The 22,192-nt window shown below is 69.3% G+C and carries 14 protein-coding genes and 1 pseudogene; 4 read left to right on the top strand and 11 right to left on the bottom strand.

Features of this window, described 5'->3' with window-relative positions:
- The first annotated feature begins 96 nt into the window (after positions 1-96).
- Both AB0F04_RS18740 and AB0F04_RS18745 read left to right on the top strand, forming a co-directional pair.
- Positions 97-3,702 (top strand): helix-turn-helix domain-containing protein, encoded by a 3,606-nt coding sequence (locus AB0F04_RS18740; protein ID WP_362042857.1) that lies wholly within the window; start codon positions 97-99, stop codon positions 3,700-3,702.
- Positions 3,703-3,795: 93 nt separating this feature from the next.
- Entirely contained in the window at positions 3,796-4,257 is a 462-nt protein-coding gene (locus AB0F04_RS18745; RefSeq protein ID WP_362042859.1) for a hypothetical protein, read from the top strand.
- Positions 4,258-5,004: 747 nt separating this feature from the next.
- Here the strand turns inward: AB0F04_RS18745 and AB0F04_RS18750 are convergent.
- The 4 genes from AB0F04_RS18750 to AB0F04_RS18765 all read right to left on the bottom strand — a co-directional run bounded on the left by AB0F04_RS18750 (position 5,005) and on the right by AB0F04_RS18765 (position 9,980).
- Positions 5,005-6,729, bottom strand: coding sequence for an acyl-CoA dehydrogenase family protein (locus AB0F04_RS18750; protein ID WP_362042861.1), 1,725 nt, complete (start codon positions 6,727-6,729; stop codon positions 5,005-5,007).
- A 74-nt stretch (positions 6,730-6,803) separates the two neighbouring features.
- The gene (locus tag AB0F04_RS18755; RefSeq protein ID WP_362042863.1) at positions 6,804-7,376 is read right to left on the bottom strand and encodes a PadR family transcriptional regulator; all 573 of its coding nucleotides are present in this window, start codon (positions 7,374-7,376) and stop codon (positions 6,804-6,806) included.
- 86 nt (positions 7,377-7,462) lie between these two features.
- The gene (locus AB0F04_RS18760) at positions 7,463-9,106 is read right to left on the bottom strand and encodes a SpoIIE family protein phosphatase (RefSeq protein WP_362043515.1); all 1,644 of its coding nucleotides are present in this window, start codon (positions 9,104-9,106) and stop codon (positions 7,463-7,465) included.
- 190 nt (positions 9,107-9,296) lie between these two features.
- Entirely contained in the window at positions 9,297-9,980 is a 684-nt protein-coding gene (locus tag AB0F04_RS18765; protein ID WP_362042865.1) for a class I SAM-dependent methyltransferase, read from the bottom strand.
- A 191-nt stretch (positions 9,981-10,171) separates the two neighbouring features.
- Here AB0F04_RS18765 and AB0F04_RS18770 point away from each other — a divergent pair, with 191 nt between their 5' ends.
- A complete protein-coding gene (locus tag AB0F04_RS18770; protein WP_362042866.1) occupies positions 10,172-10,738 on the top strand; it encodes a GNAT family N-acetyltransferase in 567 nt (188 codons plus the stop codon).
- Between the two features lie 102 nt (positions 10,739-10,840).
- On the opposite strand, the gene AB0F04_RS18775 is transcribed toward AB0F04_RS18770, so the two are convergent.
- The 5 genes from AB0F04_RS18775 to AB0F04_RS18795 all read right to left on the bottom strand — a co-directional run bounded on the left by AB0F04_RS18775 (position 10,841) and on the right by AB0F04_RS18795 (position 17,909).
- Entirely contained in the window at positions 10,841-13,399 is a 2,559-nt protein-coding gene (locus AB0F04_RS18775; RefSeq protein WP_362042868.1) for a CBM35 domain-containing protein, read from the bottom strand.
- 129 nt (positions 13,400-13,528) lie between these two features.
- A complete protein-coding gene (locus AB0F04_RS18780) occupies positions 13,529-14,380 on the bottom strand; it encodes a carbohydrate ABC transporter permease (protein ID WP_362042870.1) in 852 nt (283 codons plus the stop codon).
- Complete coding sequence (locus AB0F04_RS18785) at positions 14,377-15,333, bottom strand: sugar ABC transporter permease (protein WP_362042872.1); 957 nt, start codon at positions 15,331-15,333, stop codon at positions 14,377-14,379. The genes AB0F04_RS18780 and AB0F04_RS18785 overlap by 4 nt, the downstream gene beginning before the upstream one ends.
- Before the next feature lie 76 nt (positions 15,334-15,409).
- Positions 15,410-16,720 carry an extracellular solute-binding protein gene (locus tag AB0F04_RS18790; RefSeq protein WP_362042874.1) on the bottom strand — a complete coding sequence of 437 codons (1,311 nt, stop codon included), beginning with the start codon at positions 16,718-16,720 and terminating at the stop codon, positions 15,410-15,412.
- A gap of 118 nt (positions 16,721-16,838) precedes the next feature.
- The gene (locus AB0F04_RS18795; RefSeq protein WP_362042876.1) at positions 16,839-17,909 is read right to left on the bottom strand and encodes a LacI family DNA-binding transcriptional regulator; all 1,071 of its coding nucleotides are present in this window, start codon (positions 17,907-17,909) and stop codon (positions 16,839-16,841) included.
- Positions 17,910-18,076: 167 nt separating this feature from the next.
- Here AB0F04_RS18795 and AB0F04_RS18800 point away from each other — a divergent pair, with 167 nt between their 5' ends.
- Entirely contained in the window at positions 18,077-20,206 is a 2,130-nt protein-coding gene (locus AB0F04_RS18800; RefSeq protein WP_362042878.1) for a glycoside hydrolase family 36 protein, read from the top strand.
- A gap of 89 nt (positions 20,207-20,295) precedes the next feature.
- On the opposite strand, the pseudogene AB0F04_RS18805 reads toward AB0F04_RS18800, so the two are convergent.
- Both AB0F04_RS18805 and AB0F04_RS18810 read right to left on the bottom strand, forming a co-directional pair.
- A pseudogene (locus AB0F04_RS18805) lies at positions 20,296-21,150 on the bottom strand (PHB depolymerase family esterase); the annotation flags it as partial.
- A 312-nt stretch (positions 21,151-21,462) separates the two neighbouring features.
- Positions 21,463-22,164: a FadR/GntR family transcriptional regulator gene (locus AB0F04_RS18810; RefSeq protein ID WP_362042880.1), complete on the bottom strand. Its 702-nt coding sequence runs from the start codon at positions 22,162-22,164 to the stop codon at positions 21,463-21,465.
- Positions 22,165-22,192 lie beyond the last annotated feature (28 nt).

Genomic DNA, 22,192 nt, shown 5'->3' on the forward strand with positions numbered 1-22,192 from the left:
CAAAGACCGGCCGGCCTCGGAGTACCAGGGATAGTCTCGACAGGCGTTCATAGGGGTGATGTGAACGAGGACAAACCGTGAGGTCAGGAGCCGCCAGTGCCCGATACGGGGGACGGAGGGCCCGGGGGGGCCCAGAGGAAGCTCATCGCGCAGCTTCGCGAGGGCATGACCGCCCGCAAGATGAGGCAGGCAGATCTGGCAAGACGAGCCGGTCTGTCCAAGGCGTCAGTCAGCCACATCATGAGCGCGAAATCTGTGCCCACTCTCGACACGCTCGAACGCCTCATCACCGCTGTGGGCTTCCCCGAGCAGACGGCCCAGGACCTGTATCGGCTTCGGGAACGGGCAGAGGTCCGCACGCACCGCCTCGACGCCTATCTGGCCGCCGCCCTCGGCACTGCGCGCCACCACCCGTACGCCGGGGTGTTGCCGGGGAGCGCGCCGTCGCTCACCGACGTATACCTGAACCAGACATTCCACCGTCTCGGTCAGGACGACCGGCGCAGCACCATCGCCTTGCGACCTGCCGCGACAGTAGACGTGCTCAGCGACGACGTGCTGGCCGGCGGCAAACCCTGTGTGGTCGTCGCGGGGCCCGGAGGCGGAAAGTCGAGCCTACTTCGCATGTGGCTCGCTCGCGGGGCCGAACGCTGGCTTGCCGGGAACGGCCATGAGACCGTGCCAGTCCTTGCTTCAGCCGCAGCTCTGGCCGGCATTCCCCTGGCAGAAGCACTTGCCGCCGCGGCGAACAAGGGACTGGAAGGTCTCGTCGAGCCACTGCCCCCGTCATTCTTCAGTACCCCTCCGCAGCCATCAGTGCGATGGCTGGTGCTGGTCGACGGCCTCGACGAGATCGCGGACCCTCGGGTCCGGAAAGGGGTGCTGCGACACTTGGCCGCGGTTGCCAAGGGCGAGTACGCAGATCTGTACCAGTTCGTCGTCACTACCCGCCCTCTGGCTGACGAGGAAGTCGATGCCCTGGGCACCAGCGTGGCCCGCTACGAGTTGCGGCCCTTCGCCGGCGACGACCTACCGCTCGTCGCCGCTGGATGGTTTCGCCACATGCAATTGCCGGACTCCGACCGCATCACGCAGCGGTTCATCCAGGCTCTGAAGCGGACTCGCCTGTCTGAACTCGCCCGCGTTCCGCTCATGACCGCGATGCTCTGCCAGCTCCACGCCGCTGCCCCGGATCAGCCGCTTCCCGACAGCCGCAGCCAGACCTACCGCCACTTCATCACTCTTCTCCAAAAACAGCAGTACGCCGCCGGATCGCCTTACGCTCACGCCGCGCTCTTCGCCGGCCTGGAACGCTACGGAACTGCCGCCCTCGCCCGCGCAGAGAATGTCCTCGACCACCTCCATGATCTGATTGCGTACCTCGCCGCGCAGCGCCATGCTGGAGACACCCGGCCCGCACTCGACGTTCTGGGTTGCCTTCCCGAGGTGCAGACACCGACCCGTGTTCCCGAGGACGATTGGCAAGCCTTCTTGCATAACGCTCTGCGTCGCAGTGGTTTGCTTGTCGCGCCCGCCGGTGATCTCGTCTTCCTTCATCAAACCCTGCTGGAGTACCTGGCTGCCCGTCACATCATGCGTGACCGGGCAACCGGCGTCCGAGCTGTCCGCAGGATATTCAACCGATCAGATGTGTATGACCCCTCTGTGGATTTGGGGGGTGGTCTACCCGGCATCCAGGCCGTTTGGGGACGCAGGTACTGGAACAAACCGACCGAGGACCCTTCCTACGTGGGATTCCTTCTCGATGCCGCACATGACAACGGCTTCACCCTCCGCCCTTCACCGCTCCGCCGCCTTGCAGCCCGCGGAGGATTGTCGGGCTGTCAGTACATCGTCGCCCTCCACCGCCTGGGGACTGTCCTCTCGGGCGATGTCCGCAACACGACCACCCGCCGACTCCACGACCTGGTCCACGACCCCACCATCAGCCGCCCGTCCATCCGTGTCAGAGCTGCCGAGGCACTGGCCGAACTGGGAGATCCTCGCGCAATGGGTCTCCTTCGAAACCTGGCTCTCGACAGGAAAGGTCTCGGCTCCAGTCGCATGTCGGCAGCCAAAGTGCTGGCCGACATGAACGACCCCGACATCGCCCACATACTCCGCACCCTCGCCCGCGACGCAGATGTCGTGGAGGACTTTCCGAACACATCGTTTCGAGTGAAAGCGGCAAAGGCGCTGGCCGACTTCGACCGTGTTCAGGCAGCCGACATCATGCGTGATCTGATCCTCGACACGAGCCTTCGTCGCGACCACATCACGCATGCCGCCGAAGAGCTGGCCGCTCTCGACCGCTCCCGGTCCATTGACGCCTTGCGCGCGCTCGCCGGGGATACGACGTATCAAACCTCGTCCCGTCTCACTGCGGCTGAGACACTGGCCGAACTCCATGATGCCGGAGCCTCGGATCACCTTCACAGTCTTGCCGTTGATGCTGCCATCGACGCTTCGTCGCGTCTGCAGGCAGCCAAGGCACTGGAAGGACTCGGTGATCCTCGTGTCGCGAATCTCGTTCACCCGCTGACCTTCGACACTGCAGGCGACGCCTATTCCCGGGTCGAGGCGGCAGTGACACTGGCTAGGCTCGGTGATGGCCGCGCCGCCAGTGCTCTCAAAACCCTAGCCCTGGATTCCACCATCAATGACTCCTCACGAATGAAGGCAGCCGCGGCGTTGATCAGCCTCGATGGTCCACGTGCCGCAGCCATCCTTCAGGACTTGGCCCTCGACCCCACCATCCGCGCAACCTCTCGGGTGGGAGCCGCCACAGCATTGACCGGGCAAGGCGACACGAGCGCCGCCGATCTCCTTGACAGACTGGCCTCTGACCCCGTGATCGGCATGCAGGCGGCTGAGGCTTTGGCTGATCTCGGTGATCCTCGGGCTGCCGATCATTTCCACGACATTGCACTGCATACCGAGATCGCACATCACTCCCGCACAAGGGCCGCCGAGAGGTTGAGCAAGCTGGATGATCACCGAGCCGCCGACGTCTTCCACGCCCTCGCTCTTGAGGCCGCCCTTGACGCTTCATCCCGCGGTCGAGCTGCGGATTCGCTGGCGAAACTGGGTGATGCCCGCGCCGCGGACCTCCTGCACACCCTGGCCCTCGACACGAATTTTTCGTTCCGCATCCGACCGGCGAAGTCCCTGGCGAAGCTAGGTGATCCTCGAGCTGGCGGCGTTTTCCACACCCTGGCCCTTGATGCCGCCCTTGACGCTTCATCCCGCATTCAAGCTGCGGATTCGTTGGCGAAACTGGGTGACCCCCGCGCCACGGACCTCCTGCACACTCTGGCCCTCGACGGCGCCATCGACGCTTCATCCCGTATCCAAGCTGCGGATTCGTTGGCGAAACTGGGTGATGCCCGCGCCACGGACCTCCTGCACACCCTGGCCCTCGACACGATCCGCCGAAGGGAAGGGGCTACCGCGAAGCCCGTTTCCAAGCATTTCAGCTTCGACGAAGCCGCATTCGATATGGAGGACCACATGGAGGCGGTTAAGCGATTGGCTGAGCTAGGCGATCCTCGTGCCGCAGATCACTATCACGCTCTGGCCCTCGACTCGGTCATCGACGATTCGTTCCGCACACAAGCTGCGGAGGCCTTGGATTCCATCGGCGATCCCCGCGCCCCAGGTATCCTCGACGCACTTTCCAGCGAGCCCGCACTTGATGATTGACAGACGGGGTAGGGTGACGACCTGGCCGAGAATTTGATCTTCTCAACGCCCCGATGAGACATGCTTGTCGTATTGGGAGGACACGATCGGCGCATGTCAGAGGCCTTGGTCGACCTGGGAACCGTGAATGCGCCGTCTGGTGTGCTGGTGCTTGGCATAGCCGGGCGGATCGACCAGTGGCGAGTTGCCGGTGACGCCGCACTGCTGGAAGCGTGGACGGGCATGGACGACGAGCCGCATGACGGGCTCACCGATGTCTTCTCATGGGGCTTGTACGCGGTCGGCCGAACTCACTGCCTGGCGCGACCGCCTCCATGCGCAGGCCTCATGGTCTCGGTCGACAAGCACACCGATCTCCACCGCTTCCGGCGAGCCGAGTGGCACCATCCGCTCCATGTCGGCGCGATCGACGTCGGCCCTTGCCAGGTGCTCGGCATCGAATGGGACCAGGGCGACCACTCGATGAGGCACCGCGGCGAGCGGGCGGCCGGCCAGGTCCATCCGGTCATCGTTCACTTGAACGCACCGCTCACTCACTGCCTCTGCATGAGCTGATTCCCCGAGAGCGGCAGTCTGCGGGCGTCTGTGGCAGGACCTCACTACAGCCTGCGTTCCTCATCCGGCCTCCGGGCTGCTGGCCAGACGGCGTCTCCACCAGAGGTCAGAGCGCCTCTGCCGATGAGCGGCGAAGGGATCCGGCAGCGTGCGCTCGACGTATCCGGCATCCAGGACACGCACTTGGCGTTCGAGCTCGGCGCGAGGTCTGTGAGGCAACTGCCGTACGATCTCGGCGAGCACGTCGCGTGCGTGCCGCACGTCGTGGAAAGAACAGCCGCGGCAGGAACACGTATCCTCCTGCGGATACAGGGGCCGACGTCCGGGTGGTTGGAGGAATGCTCGGTACCGCCGCAGCGCACGGTCGGTGGCGCCGGGGTAGATGTAGTAGTCGCCCGAGAGCTGCTCCACTCGATCTATCGCGACGCTGGTTCGGGCAGAGAGGCCGTGGATCCGGTCTGGAGGCAGGCTCCACGCGAAACGGGGGGACTGCTGAGCGCGCAACGCGCCGGGGCGCTTACGCGGCATCGGCCTTTCGGTACGTGTACATGAGGGTCATCATGCCACTCCCTGCGGTCCGATGACGGTCAGGTTCCCAGGCGGTCCGGGGAGAGCCGTCTTCAGGCCCAGGAATCTCGTGCCCGACTGACCCTGCACATCGGCATCCGGTGCCGCCCCGTGCCGGGGAGAGGTGTCCCCGCCCGAGACCAGGGCGGGGACACGGCCACCGTGAGGGACGCGACGCGCCTACCGGGCCATCTCGTACGTGCCGGACAACGCCTCGACCCGCTGCCAGACGCGCTCCGTGCGCGCCTCGTCGACGACCGGCCGCCGGACCGAGGCCAGCGCCCACTCCTGCTGCTGTACGGTCGCCGAGTCCTTGCCGTGCAGTTCGACGGCATGCCCGGAGAAGTCCCGTACGAGGACGGCGAAGAGCTCGTCCAGCACGTCCTCGTCGAGTCCGGTCAGGCCGGCCTGCTCCAGGACGAGCTGCCCGTGCACCACGAGCGCGAAGAGCTGGCCGATCGACAGGACGAGGTCGAGGTCGCGGCTCTGGTCCGCGTCGGGCGCGGCCGTGGTGACGAACTCACAGAGCGCGTCGGCCTGTTCGCGCAGGCGAGCGACGTTGGGCAGGTGCGCGTACGCCTCGAAGGCCGGGCGCCAGTCGTGGAAGCGCACCGAGCCCAGGCCCCGGGCCGGTCCCTGCCGGAACAGGAAGTCGTCGTCGGCCGCGTCGAGACGGGTCGGCACACTCGGGTACTCGGCCGGGTCGAGGAGATGGTTGCGCATGAACTTCAGGATCAGCGCGAGGTTGACGTGGACCGTGCCCTCCAGCTTCGGCAGGCTGCGGATCTCCACGGCCGCCTGGCTGAAGTAGTTGTCCTTCTCGAAGCCCTTGGCGGCGATGACGTCCCACATCAGGTCGATGACCTTCTCGCCCTCCGTGGTCACCTTCATCTTCGTCATCGGGTTGAAGAGCAGGTAGCGGCGGTCGTCCGGGCCGGCGGAGCGGAAGTAGTCGACAGCGCGGTCGCTGAACAGCTTCATGCCGACGAGCCTGACGTAGGCGTCGGTCAGTTCGCGCCGCACGTGCGGGAACGCGGTGACGGGGCGGCCGTAGAGGACGCGGTTGCTCGCGTGGGTGACGGCCTCGTACATCGCGTGTTCGCAGATGCCGATCGAGGCGGTGCAGAGGTTGAACTTGCCGACGTTGACCGTGTTGAGGGCGGCGTCGAAGGCCGCGCGGCCGGTGTGCAGGACGTCCGCGGGCGTTACGGGATAGTCCTCCAGACGGAACTCGCTGACGAACTTGGACGAGTCGACGACGTTCTTGACCAGGTGGTAGGCCGGATGACGGCTGTCGGCGGCGAAGAACACGTAGCCGTCGGGACCCTCGACATCGGTACGGCGGCCGAAGACGGAGACGAGTCCGGCGGCGTTGCCGTTGCCGATGTAGTACTTGGAGCCGGTGGCGTGGAACCCGCCGTCGCCGTCGGGCTCGAGCAGCATGTCGGTGGAGTAGATGTCGGCGCCGTGGGCCTTCTCGGACAGGCCGAACGCGAACACCTCTCCTTCCGAGAGGAGTTCCGCGGCGCGGGCGCGGGCGGCGGCGTTGTCGCTCTGCCAGACCGGGCCGAGGCCGAGGATGGTGACCTGCCAGGCGTACCAGTAGTCCAGGCCGTAGAAGCCGAGGATCTCGTTGAGTGCGGCGATACGGGCGGTGTCCCACCGCTTGTCCGGCTCTCCCTCTCCCGCGGTGGACGACGGCGTCAGGAAGGTGGCGAACAGGCCCTCCTTCGCGGCGAAGGCGAGGAAGTCACCGAGCCATGCGCGGGTCCGGTAGTCCTCTATCAGCTGCCGCTTCCCGCGGTCCTCGAACCAGTCGACGGTGGCACGCAGCAAGCGGCGTGTCTCGGGGTCGAAGTGCGCCGGGTCGTAGGTGCGCGGGTTGAAGAGCAGGTGGTCAGCCATGGTGAGGGCCCCTTTCGGCTGTGGAGGTGTGGGAATCGAGAGGTGTGGCGTCCGGCGAGCAGGACGCGGCGCGGTCAGTGGCCCGGGCCGAACCGGGCCAGCGTGGCGAGCACGTCGTCCAGCCAGCCGATCATCATCCGCTCGTAGGCGATGCCGCCGCGCAGTACGACGTGCTGGAGCTCCCGCTCCGCGTCCAGCGGTGCTTCCGGAGCGGCCGCGCCCGCTTCGGGCCCCGTGAAGTCCCGCTCCTCGCCTGCCAGATAGTGCGTCAGCCGGTCCCGGTGCGCCTGCCGGTGCCGCTCCACCTCGCGGATCAGGGCGGCCGGGTCGTCGAAGGCGGCACCCCGGATCTTCACCGCCAGGTCGTGGCGGACGCTTTCCGGCTCGATCGGATCGTGCAGCCACGAGGACAGCGCGGCCCGGCCGAGGTCGGCGACGGAGTACTCCTTCTTGTCCGGCCGTCCCTGCTGCGGGACGTCCCGGGCTTCGACCCAGCCGTCGCTCTCCATGCGCTTCAGCACGCGGTAGATCTGCTGGTGGGACGCGGTCCAGAAGTAGCCGATGGACCGTTCGAAACGCCGGGCCAGCTCATAGCCGGATCCCGGCTTCTCCAGGAGCGACACCAGGATCGCGTGCTCGAGTGCCATGACGACGATCGTGCTATGCAACTCGTTGCATAGCAAGTCTCACCCCTGTCGATGCGACGCGGCTCACGTCCGCACGTGGTCCCCTGTCATTCCCGGCCGGGCAGCGCCTGCTCGAACCAGACGACCTTGCCCGTGCTCACCCTGGTCGCCCCCCAGCGCTCGGCCAGCTGGTCGACCAGGAACAGTCCCCGGCCGCCCTCGTCACTCGGCCTGGCGTGCCGCATCCTCGGCACCTGCGGCGAGTCGTCGCCCACTTCGCAGCGGAGTACGTCCGTGCGGATCAGGCGCAGGGTGATCGGCCGGGACGCGAAGCGTACGGCGTTCGCCACCACCTCGCTGACCAGCAGTTCGGCCGGCTCCAGAATCGAGTCGAGGCCCCACTGGCGCAGTGTCCTTCGCGTCAGCCGGCGTGCCTGCCGCGCTGTCTGCGGCCGTGGAGCCATGTACCAGTACGCCACCCTCTCCGGCAGGATGCCCTCGAACCGGGCCGCGAGCAGCGCGATGTCGTCGTCCCGGTCGCGCGTGCCCAGCGTGCCGAGTGCCTGGTCGCACAGCACTTCCAGCGACGGGGGACCGGCACCGGAAGCGCGCAGGTGTGCGCACAGCCGCTCCACGCCGGACAGCAGGTCCGAGTCGCGGGACTCGACGAGCCCGTCGGTGTACAGCAGCAGAGTCGCTCCGGACGGCGCGTGCATCTCGGTGGACTCGAAGCCGCTGCCGCCGACGCCGATCGGCGCTCCGGGCGGGATCCGCAGTACCTCCTCCCGGCCGTCCGCGTGGAGGAGCACCGGGGGCGGGTGACCGGCGTTGGCGACCAGCAGCCGATGCAGTACGGGGTCGTACATCGCGTACAGACACGTCGCCATGTGGTCACTGCCCAGCCGCTCCGCCTGCTCGTCGAGGTGGTGCAGGACCTCGTCGGGAGGAAGGCCGAGCCCGGCCAGGGTCTGCACGATGGTGCGCAGCTGGCCCATGATGGCGGCCGACGTCATGGAATGGCCCATGACATCGCCGATCACCAGCGCGACACGGTTGCCGGGCAGGGGGATCGCGTCGTACCAGTCGCCGCCCACCTGGGAGGCGCGGGAGGCGGGGAGGTAACGGCTTGCCAGCCGGACTCCGGTCGGCTCGGGCAGTGCCGGAGGGAGCATCGTGCGCTGCAGTGCGGCGGCGACCGACGTCTCGCGGAGGTAGAACGCGGCCTTGTCGACGCCGAGTGCGGTGTGGGTGGCGAGCTGGGAGGCGACAAGGAGGTCGTCCCCGGTGAAGGCGGGCCGGTCGGGGCGGCGGATGAGGACGACGCTGCCCATGACGTGGCGGCGGCCGAGCATCGGGGCGATGATCAGCCGCGGTCCGGGGCGCGCCGCACCGGGAACGCCCGCCGGTCCCAGCAGTTCGGTCAGGGCGGGAGCGACCCCTGGGGCGTCCCCCGGCAGGGGCTGCCCGGCGCGCAGCAGCTCGGCCAGCCGGCCGTCGGCGGCCGGGCGTACGACGTCTGCCGGTCGCACGTCCGCCGGGTCCCCGGGGGTGGGACCGGGTGCGTGGGCTGCCGGATCCCGCGGCGGCGCCCGGTCCGTGCTGTGCAGCCGCAGCATGGCCGGGGAGCCAGGACCCTCGTCCCCGGCCGGCAGTTGATCGGACAGGTGGACGAAGGCCGTGTCGGCGAAGGACGGGACGGCCGCCCGGCACAGTGCGTGCAACGTCTCGTCGAGATCGATGCCGCGGGCGATCCGGCGCGTCGCCTCGTCGAGGTAGCGGAGCCGGTCGGTCTGCGGCCCGGGGAGCTGTGGCCGGCGTGGGGGCGTGACGTGCTCCTTCGCCCTGGCCCACCTGCCGGGGTGTTCATGAGCTCTCAGGTGCTTCGTCACCGTGTCGCTTCCGTCTGAGGGGGCCCTGCCGGTGCGGGCGGGGCCGGAGCGGTCAGCCGCGCCGTCGGCAGCGCAGGAAGATCTGCACCTCGGGCGGTACGTCGGCGCTCGCGGGTGCGTAGGTGTAGGAGGCCTCCTCGACGATCTCGAAGCCGGTCGCCTCGACGGTCTCCCTCAGCTCGTCCCGCAGGTACCCGGACACCCGGATGGTCTTTCCGAGGAACGGGATCGAGAAGTCGTCCACGTCGGCCTCCACCATCGACAGCACGAACAAGCCGTCCGGTAGCAGGAGATGGCGGACGGTCCGCAGCGCGAGGGGGATCTCGGCGCGCGGCAGCATGAGCAGGGAGAAGAAGGCGGCCACCGCGTCGAACCGGCCGAGGTCGCAAGGTCCTCCCGGCCGCAGATCAGCGATGTCCGCCTGGTGGAAGGTGCCGCCGGGCACGTGCTCACGGGCCAGGGCGACCATTCCGCCCGACAGGTCGACGCCGGTGACCTCGAAGCCCGCCTCCGCCAGCTGCCGGGCGGTCGGGAGCCCGGTGCCGCATCCCAGGTCCAGCACGCGGGACCCGGCCGGCAGGGAGTCCACGAGCCACTCGGTGGCCGCGACCTGCCCTTCCTTGTGCGGGAAGGCCTCGTCGTAGTGGTCGCCGATGGCGTCGAAGGCCTCTGCCTGGCCGGTGCGGTCGGGCACTGCGTCCTCGTAGCCCAGCTCCCCGGGAAGGCTGCTGCTCACGGGCGTTCCCCCTTGTTCATCCTGCGTAATTTTTCCACATATCGCCGCTGTCGGTCCGGGGCGGCATCCCGTATGCGCACGGTATCCCTTGCGCTGCGCAATGTAAGGGGCGATGCAAGGGTGCCATGCTCTTGAGCCTCCCTTGGGGGGAGACGCCAGGTGGGGGCATGGAAGGCGCATACGATCGGCGGGTGAACGACACCGCCGTCCTGCATGCGGGCGCGACGCCGTCCGCTCCCGCCCTGGTCCTTCGTCCCTGGTGCGTGGAGGACGTCGCCGCGCTCGTCGATGTGTTCCGGGATCCCGTACTGCGCCGCTGGACCGGCTCGGCGGTGGAGAACGAGGGCGATGGGATGCGGTGGGTGCGGGAACAGGAGCGGGGCTGGACGGCGGGGGACCGGTTGGGGTTCGCGGTCCTCGAAACGCAACCCGATTCGCCCCGCGGGCAGTTGGCGGGCCACGTGGTCCTCAAGGAGGCAGCCTCCGGAAAGCCGTCCGCCGAGGTGGGCTACTGGACGGCGGCGCATGCCCGCGGCCGGGGGGTGGCGCCGCGTGCTCTGGAGGCTCTCACCGGCTGGGCCTTCGACGTCATGGGGGCCGACGGGCTGGAGCGCCTGGAACTCCTGCACCAGGTGGACAACCCGGCCTCGTGCCGCGTGGCGAGCAAGAGCGGGTACGGCCTCGACGCGGTCCTGCCTCCGGCGCCGCCCTCCTTTCCCCGGGAGGGTCATCTGCACATACGGCGCCGGGATGCCTGAGTTCCGCTCGGCAGGGCTGCTCAAGGGGCGGGCCGGCTCCGATCCGGCCCGCCCCTCGGCGTGCGATCGTGGAAACCTGCCGAGTGCGGTACGGCCAGCCGTTCAGCCGTTCAGGGGCGCGACGGTCACCTTGTCGATGTCCGGCGCGTACGCCGTCGCGTTGCCGAAGGTGATGGTGTTGATGCCCGCCTTCAGGGTGACCGGGACCGGCAGGTCCCAGAAGTTGGACCAGCTGTAGGAGTTGCGGAACATCACCCTCTGGGAGGTGTCGTTGACGGTGATGTCCGCTGCCCGGGAGATGACGTTGGTGTTGTAGTTCCCGGACCCGGCGACCTCGTTGTTGGCGTAGCGCACGTTCATCACGTAGCGACCGGCCGAGGGGGCGTTCACCTTGAAGGTGAGGGTGTTGCCGGCGCCCAGGCCGACGTGCCCGACGTACTTGCCCCCGGAGGCCCAGGAGTTGCCGGAGACCGACGCGGTTCCGGCGGCAGTGGCCTCCTCGGCCTCGTAGGCCGTGGCCCCCGACGTGCTGACAGTGCCGGTGACGCGCAGGTCGCGCAGGGTGAGGCTGCCGTTGCCCGGGACGGCTGCGGTGATGCGGTTGTTGCCCTGCGACAGGTACAGCCGCAGAGGCTTGTCGGTGACACGGCCCCGGGTGGAGGGGAGCGCGGCGGCGGTGGCGCCGTCGATGCTCAGGGTGCCCTCGCCGGTGGCGGCGTAGTCGGCGTGCACGGTGTAGTAGCCGTCGGCCGGCGCGTTGACGTCGAAGGCGGCCTTGTCGCCGCGGCACAGCACCAGGGCACCGGCGCCGCTGATCCCGGAGGCGGTGTAGTCGTACGACGGGGACCCGCTGATGTCGGCGTAGGCCGCGGGGTAGACGGTGTCCGGGGTCCTGGACGCGGTGAGGTCGATCTTGTCGAGCGTGACCTCGTTCGTGCCCTTGCTCAAGGTCAGGGTGTGCTGTCCGGCCGTCAGGGACACGGGCGTGCTCGCCGTGGCCCGGTAGGTCCAGTTCAGGGTCGAGCCGTAGGTCAGGGTCTTCGGCGCACCGCCGTCGACCGTCAGCGTCTGGGTGGCGGGCCCGCCGGACTGGTTGCCGTAGAAGACGTCCAGGTCGTAGGTGCCGGTCTTCGGGACGTCGACGGTGAAGGCGACCTTGCTGTCCGGCTGGTTCAGGCTGCCGACGTCCTTGGTGCCCGAGGTGGCGAAGCCGTAGGGGTTGCTCAAGGAGCCCTGGGAGTAGACCGTGCCGCCGGTGATGGCGGCGTTCTCCGCCTCGTACGACGCTGACCAGGGCAGGCTCGCCGCGGTGGGTGAGCCGCTGCCGGCCGGGTTGACGGTGACGCGGTACGCCGACATGGCGTCCAGGTTCGTCAGCGGCACGGTGACGCTGCCGTTCGCGGCGACCTTGCTGGTGGTGCGGGACACCACGCTCGGCGCGGCGGCGCCCTCGTAGCCGCTCCAGCCGACGCGCTCGACGGTGACGTTGACCTTCTTGCCGAAGCGCGAGGGGACGTTGCGGATCACGGTGTCGACGTCGCCGGAGGTGCCGCCGAGCAGTACCTGGGCCTGGCTGCGGCCGGTGTCCAGCGAGGCGATGCCCTGGACCGTGTCGATCGTGTTCGGCTGCGGCGGGTCCAGCCGTACGGTCTTGCCGGTCAGGCCCGCGTACCAGCGCAGCAGCCACCAGGTGCCGTTGGGGATGTTGGTCTGCGCGGCGTTGTCGTTGAGGTTGCCCGCGATGTTCCAGTAGGCCTGGTCGGCGTAGACCTTGTTGCGTTCGAACATCGACAGCCACTGCACCATCTGGCCGGGCACGGACTGGTCGCGCCGGTTGCCGTACTCGTTGATGCTGACCGGCCGTTCGGAGATGCCGGCCTTCTTCTCGACGGCCCGGTAGTCGGCGAGGTGGGACTCGAAGTCCTTCAGGGAGCCAGGGCCCAGCTCGTGCCAGGTGGTGATGTCCGGAAGCACCTCGTTGGCCTTGGCCCACGGATAGAAGTCGCCCATGAGCCTGGCGTCGTAGTGGGTCTCGTTGGGCCCCGCTATCCGGGCGTCGGGGATGATCGAGCGGATCTTCTTGTAGACCGTGCTCCAGTCGCTGCGGAACTTGCTGAGCGCGCTCGCGTACGTGGCACTGTCGGAACTGCCCAGCCCCTGATACCAGATGCCGTCCGGTTCGTTGAAGGGCACCCACACGAAGTCGTCACGGTCGGGGCGGGCGGCGACCTTGCGGACCATGGTGTCGACCTTGGCCAGGTAGTCGTCCAGACCGAGGTTCTCGTACGGCCACTGGGCGTAGACGTCCTGCATGTAGATGTGGACCTCGCCGCCGCCGTTGCGGTCGTAGCCCTTCTTGATCGCGAGCGCGTCCCCGTTGGGGTGCTGCGCCCCGTCCGGCGCTTTCTGCACGACCGTGGTCAAGTGCAGCGGAGCCACGAGCTCGTCGCCGGGGACACCGTCGTCGCTGAGCCCGTACAGCGTTCCGTTGGCGCCGTGCATGACGTCACCGGTGGTCCTGCCCAGGTCGACGGTGACCTGCGGGGTGGCCGCATGGGCGACGGGAGCGGTCACGGCGGCCGTGCCGATCAGCGCGGCGGCGCAGGCGACGGCCCCCATGAGGCGGGCGGTCCTGCGTGAGGTGTGCTCGGTTCGGGGCATGTGCGTCCTCCGCCTCCCGCGTCGCTGCGGGAGGATGGTGAGTGGACCGGGGAGCCCGGGCGGACCGGGCGGACCGGAGGGTGAGGGACGGGGCGCGCGGGGAGTGGCGCCCCGGAGGTCGTGGGCGCGCTACTTGACGGCGCCGCTGGTGATGCCGGCGACGATCCGGCGCTGGGCGATGACGAAGACGGCCACCATCGGAAGGCTCATCATCACGACGTAGGCGAAGATGAGGTGCCAGTTGTTCAGGTACAGCTGGGCGCTCGCGACCTGGTAGAGGTTGAGCGGGAGCGTGGCCTTCTCCCCGCCGCCCAGCACGAAGAACGCGTAGAAGACGTCGCTCCAGGCGAAGAGCATCACCATGATCGTCGCGGTGGCGATGACGGGGCGCAGGAGCGGCAGGATCACCTGGAAGAAGACCCGGACCGGACCGGCTCCGTCCATGCGCGCCGCCTCCTCCAGTTCCTCGGGGAGGTTCCGGATGAAGCCCGTCATGAAGAAGATCGACGTGGACAGGTACATCCCCGTGTAGACCGCGATCATGCCCAACTGGGTGCCTGCCAAGCCGAGTTGACGCAGTTCCATGACGATGGTGATGACGGCGGGCGGCAGCAGGAGCCCGCTGATGCTCAGCGCGTACAGCGTGCCGGTCAGGCGCCCCTTGCGGCGGGCGAAGACCCACGCGGCGCCGGCGCCCAGGAGCAGCACGAGGACCACGGAAGGGACCACGACCAGCAGGCTGTTGACGAAACCCTGGACGACCTTGCCCTGGTCGAAGGTCTGCTGGTAGTTCTCCGCGGCCTGCACCCGGTGCGGCAGCGAGAGGTTGGGCTTGATCGCCTCCGCCTGGGGCTTCACGGAGGTCACCGCGACGAGCCAGAGCGGGATGCCGATGGTGACGGCCGCGATGAGCAGGACGGCGGCCGGCTGCAGCCAGCGCGTGGGGCGCCTGCGGGCGGGAGCGAACACGGTGGCGGTCACTGGTTGTTCTCCCTCCGGCGCAGGCCGACGATCACGGGCACGGCGAGGACGACGACCACGAGGAAGAGCACCAGACTCATCGCGGACGCCTGGGCGTACAGGCCCTGGCCGAAGATGCGGAACATGTAGATGTTGAACACCTCGGTCTCGCTGCCCGGACCACCCCCGGTGGTCGCCTGGACGATGTCGAAGGTGTTCATGGAGCCGATCAGCGCGGTCGTCACGTTGAACGTCACCGCGGGCGCCAGCAGCGGGAACTTGATCGACCAGAAGGTGCGCCAGGCGCCGGCCCCGTCGATCCGGGCGGCCTCCAGCACGTCACCGGGCATGCTCTTCAGGCCCGCGAGGTAGATCAGCATGGCCAGGCCCATCCACTTCCAGCCGTGGACGAGGGTCACCACGACAAGGGTCCAGGTCGTCGACCCGAGCCAGGGCGTGTCGACCTGGTGTCCCGCGAGGGACGACAGCACGCTGTTGAGCGCCCCGTCCTGGGCGAGCAGGGCCCGGAAGATGTAGCCCACGGCCAGGGCGGAGATCAGTACGGGCAGGAAGAACACCGCCCTGAAGAAGCGGTTGAAGCGGGTGTCACGCTCCAGCAGCAGGGCCAGGCCCAGACCGAAGCCGTTCTGGAACACGGCCACCAGGACCGCGTACGCCAGGGTGATGCGGATGTCGCGGGCCATCGAGCCGTCGTTCAGGATGGTCTCGAAGTTCGACAGGCCCACGAAGCCGATCTGCGGGTGGAACGCCGACCAGTCGGTGAACGGGTAGACGAAGTTCAGCAGGTTCGGCAGCAGGAAGAACGCACCGAACACGGCGAGCGCGGGAAGCGCGAACCACCACGGCTGGTCGGCCTTCCTGCGGACGCGCTCGCGCCGGCCGCGACGGGGCGATGCGCCCCGGTCCTTCGCGCGCGTGGCGTCGATGGCGCCCCTGGTGGCGGTGTCCACCACTTTCTTACCTCCGGATGCGGGCCCCGGGCGCGCCGCCGACGGCGGCCCGGGGAGCGGGCTGGCGAAAGGGCGACGGTCAGAAGCCGGAGACGCCGCGCGCCTTGAGCACCTGCTCGAACTGGTCCTGGGCGGCCTGGGCGACCTGCCGGGGCGACTTCTTGCCGTAGATCATGTCGGCGAGGGCGAGATGCATGTCGGGCGCGGTCAGTGCCTTGACCTGGAAGACGCCGGTGGCGGAGGATAGCGCCTCGGCCTGGGCGATCGCGGTCTGCGGCAGACCGCCGGGGTTGGGCACCGACGGCTGCACCGAGACCAGCTTGTTCGCCTTGATGTAGTCCGGGTAGTCCTTGCCGAGCCAGAAGGACAGGAACTGCCGGGCGGCGTTCTGCCGCTTGGTGTCACCGGTCTTGAAGGCGACGACACCGTTGGTCTGGTCGGGCGAGTACTCGGCCTTGGCGGCGCTGTTGGCGATGGGGAACCAGCCCAGCTTCCTGTCCATCTCCTCCGTGCTGGAGGTGGCCTGTATCTGGGACTGGAGCGAGGTGACGTTGAGCGCCATCGCGGCACTGCCGTCCATGATCGCCTTGCCCTGGTCGACGAACGTGGCCGTCTTGTAGTTCTTCTGCGCCAGGCCGCCGTCGAGGACCTTCGTCTTGTACTTCGTGATGGCGTCGACGACGGTCTTGTCGGTCCAGGCGGCCTCGTTCTTGTTCAGCTTGTCCCAGAACGTCTGCGGCAGATCCGTCATCTGCACCTGCACCTGCCACTGCAGGGGCCACTTGTCGCCGCCGACCTCGAAGAACGGGGCCACGCCCGTCTTGGACTTGATCGTCGCGGCGGTGGCGAGGAGGTCGTCGTAGCTCTTCGGCATCGCGGTGATGCCGGCCTTCTTGAAGACGTCCTTGTTGTAGTAGATGCCGAGGACCGCGGGGCTGGTGACGATGGCCGCGTAACGGTGGCCGTCGACCTGGCCGAGGCCCTGCTCCGTCTTGCCGAGCTTTTGGACCCAGTCCTCCTGGTCGAGCTGGAGCAGGTTCTGCTGGGGCTGGATGAACGGCAGGGTGCTGCCCGTGGGCTGCCAGAACATCAGGTCCGGCTTGACGCCCGAGGCGAGCTTGGTCGGGACGTTCGACTCGTAGGGGTCGGGGATGACCTCGGTGTTGATCTTGGCCCCGGTGGCCTTCTCGAACGCCTCGATGGCCTGCTTGGGCTGCCCGACGCTGTTCTGGGCCGTCCACATGGTGAGTTCGACACCCTTGAGGTCGGCGGTCGGGTCGACCGATCCCTCGGGAGCGGCGCCGGTCCCTCCGGCGGTGCTGTCGCTGCAGGCGGTGGCGGTCAGGCCGAGCAGACAGGCGGTGACAAGGACGGAGACGGCTCTTCTCATGGCGAGATCCTCGGTCGTAAGGAGCGGGAGGGCGGTGCGCTGCTGTGGAGAGGGGCGATGGCTGCGGAGTACGGGAAGAGGGCGGAAGGGGACGTGGGGCCGCGGGGTGCGGTCCGGTTCATGTGCGGGGCGGGCCCGCGCTCTCCCTGAGGACGAGGGCGGGTTCGGCCGGCACCGCCGCGGGTGCCTGCTGGTCGGGGTCGAGGCGGGCACGCAGCAGCCCGAAGGCGGCGCGGCCCAGCCCCTGGAAGTCCATGCGGACCGTCGTGAGGGACGGGGTGACGTAGGCGGAGTGCGGAGCGTCGTCGAACCCGATGACGCTGACGTCCTCCGGGACCCGCCGGCCGGCGTGGTGCAGGGCCCGCAGGACACCGAGCGCCAGGTCGTCGTTGCCGCAGAGGATCGCGGTGGCCTCAGGGTTCCGGGCGAGCTTCTCCCCGGCCTCGTATCCGGCTCGGGCGTCCCAGCCCTTGCCGGACGGCTCGGGAGCGGCGGCGCCGGCCGCTTCCAGGGCCTGACGCCAGCCCTCGGCGCGCGGTCCCACCGAGTGCCGTGATCCGGTCGAGGCGGGAATGGCCACGTAGTGGACGGTGCCGTGCCCCAGCGACAAGAGGTGTTCGGTGGCGGCACGGGCCGCCTCGCGGTCGTCGGCCCACACGGCGGGCAGACCCGGTGAGCTGCCCGTGGGCGGCGCCTCCACGACCGCCGCGCACGGCACGTGGGCCGGTACGCGGTCCAGGGCGGCCGCACCGAGGCGGTCGAAGCCGATGACCACGAGGCCGCCACCGGTGTCGGCGGCCGAGGCGATCGTGCGGTCCAGGTCGTCCTCGGGAGTCAGAACCCGCACGCCGAGCGTGTGGCCCGTGGCGCGGGACGCCTCCTCCAGGCCCTGCAGGGTGGCCGCGTAACCGTAGAGCAGGGTGTTCGACGTGAGGACGGTGACCGACCGGGTCACGCCGCTGGCCAGCGCGAACGCGGTGGCGTTGCGCCTGAACCCCAAGGCGTCGATGGCCTCCCGCACCCGCTTGCGCGTCTCGTCCCGGACGTTCGGGTGGCCGTTGATGACCCTCGAAACGGTCTGGTAGGAGACGCCCGCCGCCTGGGCGACATCGCGGATGCTCGCGGCCTTCTGCTGCCCCTGAGGGGGGTCGGAGGAGTCGCACGACCTTGTGTGACCGGTCACAAACATGCGAGGATTGTGAGCGGTCACAACGCGGGCGTCAAGAGACCGGGAGCGCGCAATCAGCTCGCCGGAACCTCCGCCGCCGGGGCCCGGCCCCGTCGCCGTCGGTGAATCCCCAGATCAGCCCCACGCAGACCGTCGCAGGACCACTTCATCCCGGAAGGGGAAGCGCGTTGACCGCTACCGTCGAGACAGCCGAGGGCTCCTGGGTCTGGTCGCATCCGGAATCCGGCCTGTACGCCGTCCTGGGTGCCACCGGAGCGGTGAGACTGGGAAGACCCGGTCAGGACTGGGCCCGTCTGGTGCCCCTCGTCGAGGTCACCGCCACCGGTCACGGACGCATGTGGTCGGGGGAGCGGTTCATCGAGACGGCCATCGGCGAACGCCTGGCCTACGAGGGGCATGAGACGGTCCGGCGGGGCGGCGGGGAGTGCACGACGATCCGGCTCCTGGACGCCGAGACCGCTCTGGCCGCTCACGTCACCCTCGAAACCCGTGCGGGCAGCCGGTGCCTGCGGGCCCGGGTCCGCCTCGTCAACGAGGGCGGCGCGGCGCTGCGGCTGGAGAGCGTCTCCACCCTGGCCCTCGGTGGCGTCGTCGACGGGGCGGGCGGCCTCGACGACCTGACCCTGCACTGGGCGGACAACGACTGGCTCGCCGAATGCCGGTGGCGGCAGGACGGGTTCCGCAAGCGGGTGGTCCCGCTCAGCCGCTCCGCCCACGGTCACGAGGGCCGGGGCTGCTTCGAGCGGTACTCGCAGGGGAGCTGGTCCACCGGCCGCCACCTCCCCGTGGCCGGCCTCACCGACTCCGCAGGCCGCGCCTGGCTGTGGCAGATCGAGTCCAGCGCGGGCTGGCGCTTCGAGACGGGGGAGCGCGAGGGCGCCGCTTATGTGGCCCTGTTCGGTCCCGACGACGCGCACCACCAGTGGCGGCACACCCTGGCTCCCGGCGAGGAGTTCCACACCGTCCCGGCCGTGCTCGTCCACACGGAGGCCGGTGGACTGGACGTGGCCTTCGGCGAACTCACCGACCACCGCCGCAGCATCCGCCGCGACCACCCGGACCACCGCACGCTGCCGGTGATCTACAACGACTACATGAACACCCTGATGGGCGACCCCACCACCGAACGGCTCCTGCCGCTGATCGAGGCGGCGGGTGCGGCCGGTGCCGAGGTGTTCGTGATCGACGCGGGCTGGTACGACGACGACGCCCAGGGCTGGTGGGACGCCGTCGGCGCCTGGGAGCCCGCTCCCCGCCGCTTCCCGGGCGGTCTGCCAAAGGTCCTGGACACGATCAGAGCGCACGGGATGACCCCGGGGCTCTGGCTCGAACCCGAAGTCGTCGGCGTACGCAGCCCCCTGGCGCGCACCCTGCCTCCCGAGGCGTTCTTCCGGCGCGGCGGTCTGCGTGTCACCGAACACGGGCGGCATCACCTGGACCTGCGTCACCCGGCCGCCCGCGCCCATCTCGACGAGGTCGTGGACCGGCTGGTCGGTGAGTGGGGCGTCGGCTACCTGAAGCTCGACTACAACATCAACATCGGACCCGGCACGGAGAACGGCCCCGAGAGCGCGGGTGCCGGTCTGCTCGGGCACCATCGCGCTCATCTCGACTGGATGGCCGCGCTCCTCGAGCGGCATCCCGGCCTCGTCCTGGAGAACTGCGGATCGGGCGGCCTGCGCATGGACTACGCGCAGCTGGCCGTGGCCCAACTGCAGTCCACCAGCGACCAGCAGGACCTCCTGCGCTATCCGCCCATCGCCGCCGCGGCCGCCACCGCCGTGACACCGGAGCAGGCCGCGATCTGGGCCTACCCCCAGCCGGACCACACGCTCGACGAGATCGCCCTCACCCTCACCGGGGCCCTGCTCGGCCGCGTCCACCTCTCCGGCTTCCTCAACCTGATGAGCCCCGAGCAGTCCGGCCTGGTCCGCTCGGCGGTCTCCGTGTACAAGGAGCTCCGGCCGGAGCTCGGCGGGGCGCGGCCGTTCTGGCCTCTGGGGCTTCCCGGCTGGGAGGACGAGTGGATCGCGCACGGACTCCGTGGCCGAGGGGCCACGTTCCTCTCCGTCTGCAGGCGGGCACCGGACAACGGCGCGGCACCCGCCCCGAGCAGCAGCCTCGCCCTCCCTCATCTGCGGGGTACGCCCGTCCGGCCCGTGGTGCTGTATCCGTCGACAGCCGATGCCGCCGTGGAGTGGGACGCGGACGCGGGGCGGCTCACCGTCTCCCTGCCGCGCGCAGACACCGCCGTTCTCCTCCGGCTGGACTCGGTGGCGCCGGCCGCGCAGGAATGACCCGCGGCGGGACCGCGGCCCGCTCCCGAACGGAACGGGCCGCGACCGCACAGGAACTGCGCCGGCTCGCTGCCGGGGAGGAGGCCTCAGAACCGGGTGAAGAAGTTCCAGATCTCGCCCGGCACCCAGGTCCGGGAGCCGCTGTCGCCGGCTGCCCCGTCCTGCGGCGCGGCGATGTGGCCCTCGTCGAACGCGGCCCACACGACCGGGCGTCCGGAGGCGCAGCCCGCGTACGGGGTGACGCGGTGCGCCCTGCTGCCCTGCGCCGGTTCGGGCGCGTTCTGGGCCGTGCACCCGTTGTTGCGGACGAACCGGTCACGCAGCGAACGTCCGGCGGCCACCCCGAGGACGGAGTCCCGGATGCCGTGGATGCCCAGGTACGCGACGGGCTGGGAGCCGCCGCCGCAGCCGCTGAGCTGTGCGCCGGACTGAACGGCGACCGCGCGGAACACCGTCGCCCGGGAGCAGGCCAGGGCATAGGTCATCGCGCCGCCGTAACTGAACCCGACGGAGAAGCGCCGGGTGGTGTCGACGCACAGTGCGGCGTCCACCTGGCGGATGATGGCGTCGACGAAGGCCAGGTCCTCGCCGCCGGAGTTGGCCCAGCCGTTGTTCAGGCCCTGGGGTGCGATGAAGACGGCGCTGTTGTTCGCCAGCCGTTGGAGTCCGTAGTAGGCCCAGGTGCCGGTCTGCACGGTGCGGCCCGTGGCCACGTCGGTGGACGTGCCGCCCCGCCAGTGGAAGCCGAAGACCATCCGGTAGGGGCGGTTGCGGTCGTAGTTGTCCGGCACCTTCAGGATGTAGCTGCGGCTCTTGCCGTTGATCTGCAGGGTGTGGGTGCCGCTGCCGAGTCCGGGGGTCTTGCCGCATCCGGCCGTCGCCGCGGGGGCCGCGGCCCCCGCGGGCGCGGTGCGCTGCCCGTCGGTGCCGTCGGGCAGTGCCATGGCACTGGTGGCCGTGGCCATGGCGAGGAACGCCGCGGCGACGACGGACCATGACCTGGGTGACTTGCGCGCTGGCATCACATCACTCCTTCACGTGGAGATAGGTGTGTGCATGACAAGTTCGCCTCGCAGAGGGATGCCCCCGGGAACTCCAGGTGACCCCGGCTCTCATGAATCGTCCGGCACCTCGAACAGCGCTCGGGGTTTCGGTAGTTGGGATGATAGGAAGCTCGCGCCGACCGTCAATGCGTTGCACAGGGTTCCCGCGCGTTGTGACCGAAGCCCGTCCTGTGCGACGGCTCCCCGCACGTACTACGCCTGAAGATCGAGGGACTGCAGATGGCGCCGGAGCCAGTGCTCGGTGTTGCTGACGTGCAGCAGGGCGGCGGCCTGGCTGAGGGCGGGGTCGCGGGTGCACAGGGCGTCGAAGATCGCCTGGTGTTCCGCCAGGGTCCGCTCGGACGACCGGTCGTCGACCTGGCCGCGCCAGATGCGGGCCCGCAGGGTGTGGCCGGAGATGCCCTCGAGCAGGGAGAGCAGGGTTTCGTTGCCGGTGGCCGCGACCACCGCCCGGTGGAAGGCGGCGTCGTGCGCGTTGAGCTGCTCGACGTCGTCGCGAGCTTCCCGCATGGCGTCCAGGTGCCGCTCGACATCGGCCAGTTGCTCGTCCGTGATCCGGCCGGCGGCGAGCCCGGTGGCGAGCGGTTCGAGCAGCCGGCGCACCTCCATCAGGTCCAGCAGCGCGCCCTTGTCGCTCTGGAGGAGCTCCACCGCGCCGCCCAGGCCCTCCAGGAGCAGGCTCGGCTGGAGACTGGTCACGTAGGTGCCGTCTCCTCGGCGGACCTCCAGCACCCGGGCGACGGACAGCGCCTTGACCGCCTCGCGGGCCAGGTTGCGCGAGAGCCCCAGCTGCGCCGCCAACTCCGGCTCCGGGGGCAGTTTCGCGCCCGGGGGCAGCGCCCCCGAGCGGATGAGCTCACGGATCTGCTCTATGGCCTTGTCCGTCAGGGACAACCTGAGCTCCCTCCGCGAGCGCCGCTCC

Origin of the sequence: Streptomyces sp. NPDC029041 (assembly GCF_040637515.1) — a bacterium.
Classification (GTDB): Bacteria; Actinomycetota; Actinomycetes; order Streptomycetales; family Streptomycetaceae; genus Streptomyces.

Excerpts from the sequence above, each read along its gene's own strand:
- AB0F04_RS18745 (WP_362042859.1), top strand. The coding sequence starts at position 3,796 with ATGTCAGAGGCCTTGGTCGACCTGGGAACCGTGAATGCGCCGTCTGGT.
- AB0F04_RS18750 (WP_362042861.1), bottom strand. The coding sequence starts at position 6,729 with ATGGCTGACCACCTGCTCTTCAACCCGCGCACCTACGACCCGGCGCAC.
- AB0F04_RS18755 (WP_362042863.1), bottom strand. The coding sequence starts at position 7,376 with ATGGCACTCGAGCACGCGATCCTGGTGTCGCTCCTGGAGAAGCCGGGA.
- AB0F04_RS18775 (WP_362042868.1), bottom strand. The coding sequence starts at position 13,399 with ATGCCCCGAACCGAGCACACCTCACGCAGGACCGCCCGCCTCATGGGG.
- AB0F04_RS18790 (WP_362042874.1), bottom strand. The coding sequence starts at position 16,720 with ATGAGAAGAGCCGTCTCCGTCCTTGTCACCGCCTGTCTGCTCGGCCTG.
- AB0F04_RS18795 (WP_362042876.1), bottom strand. The coding sequence starts at position 17,909 with ATGTTTGTGACCGGTCACACAAGGTCGTGCGACTCCTCCGACCCCCCT.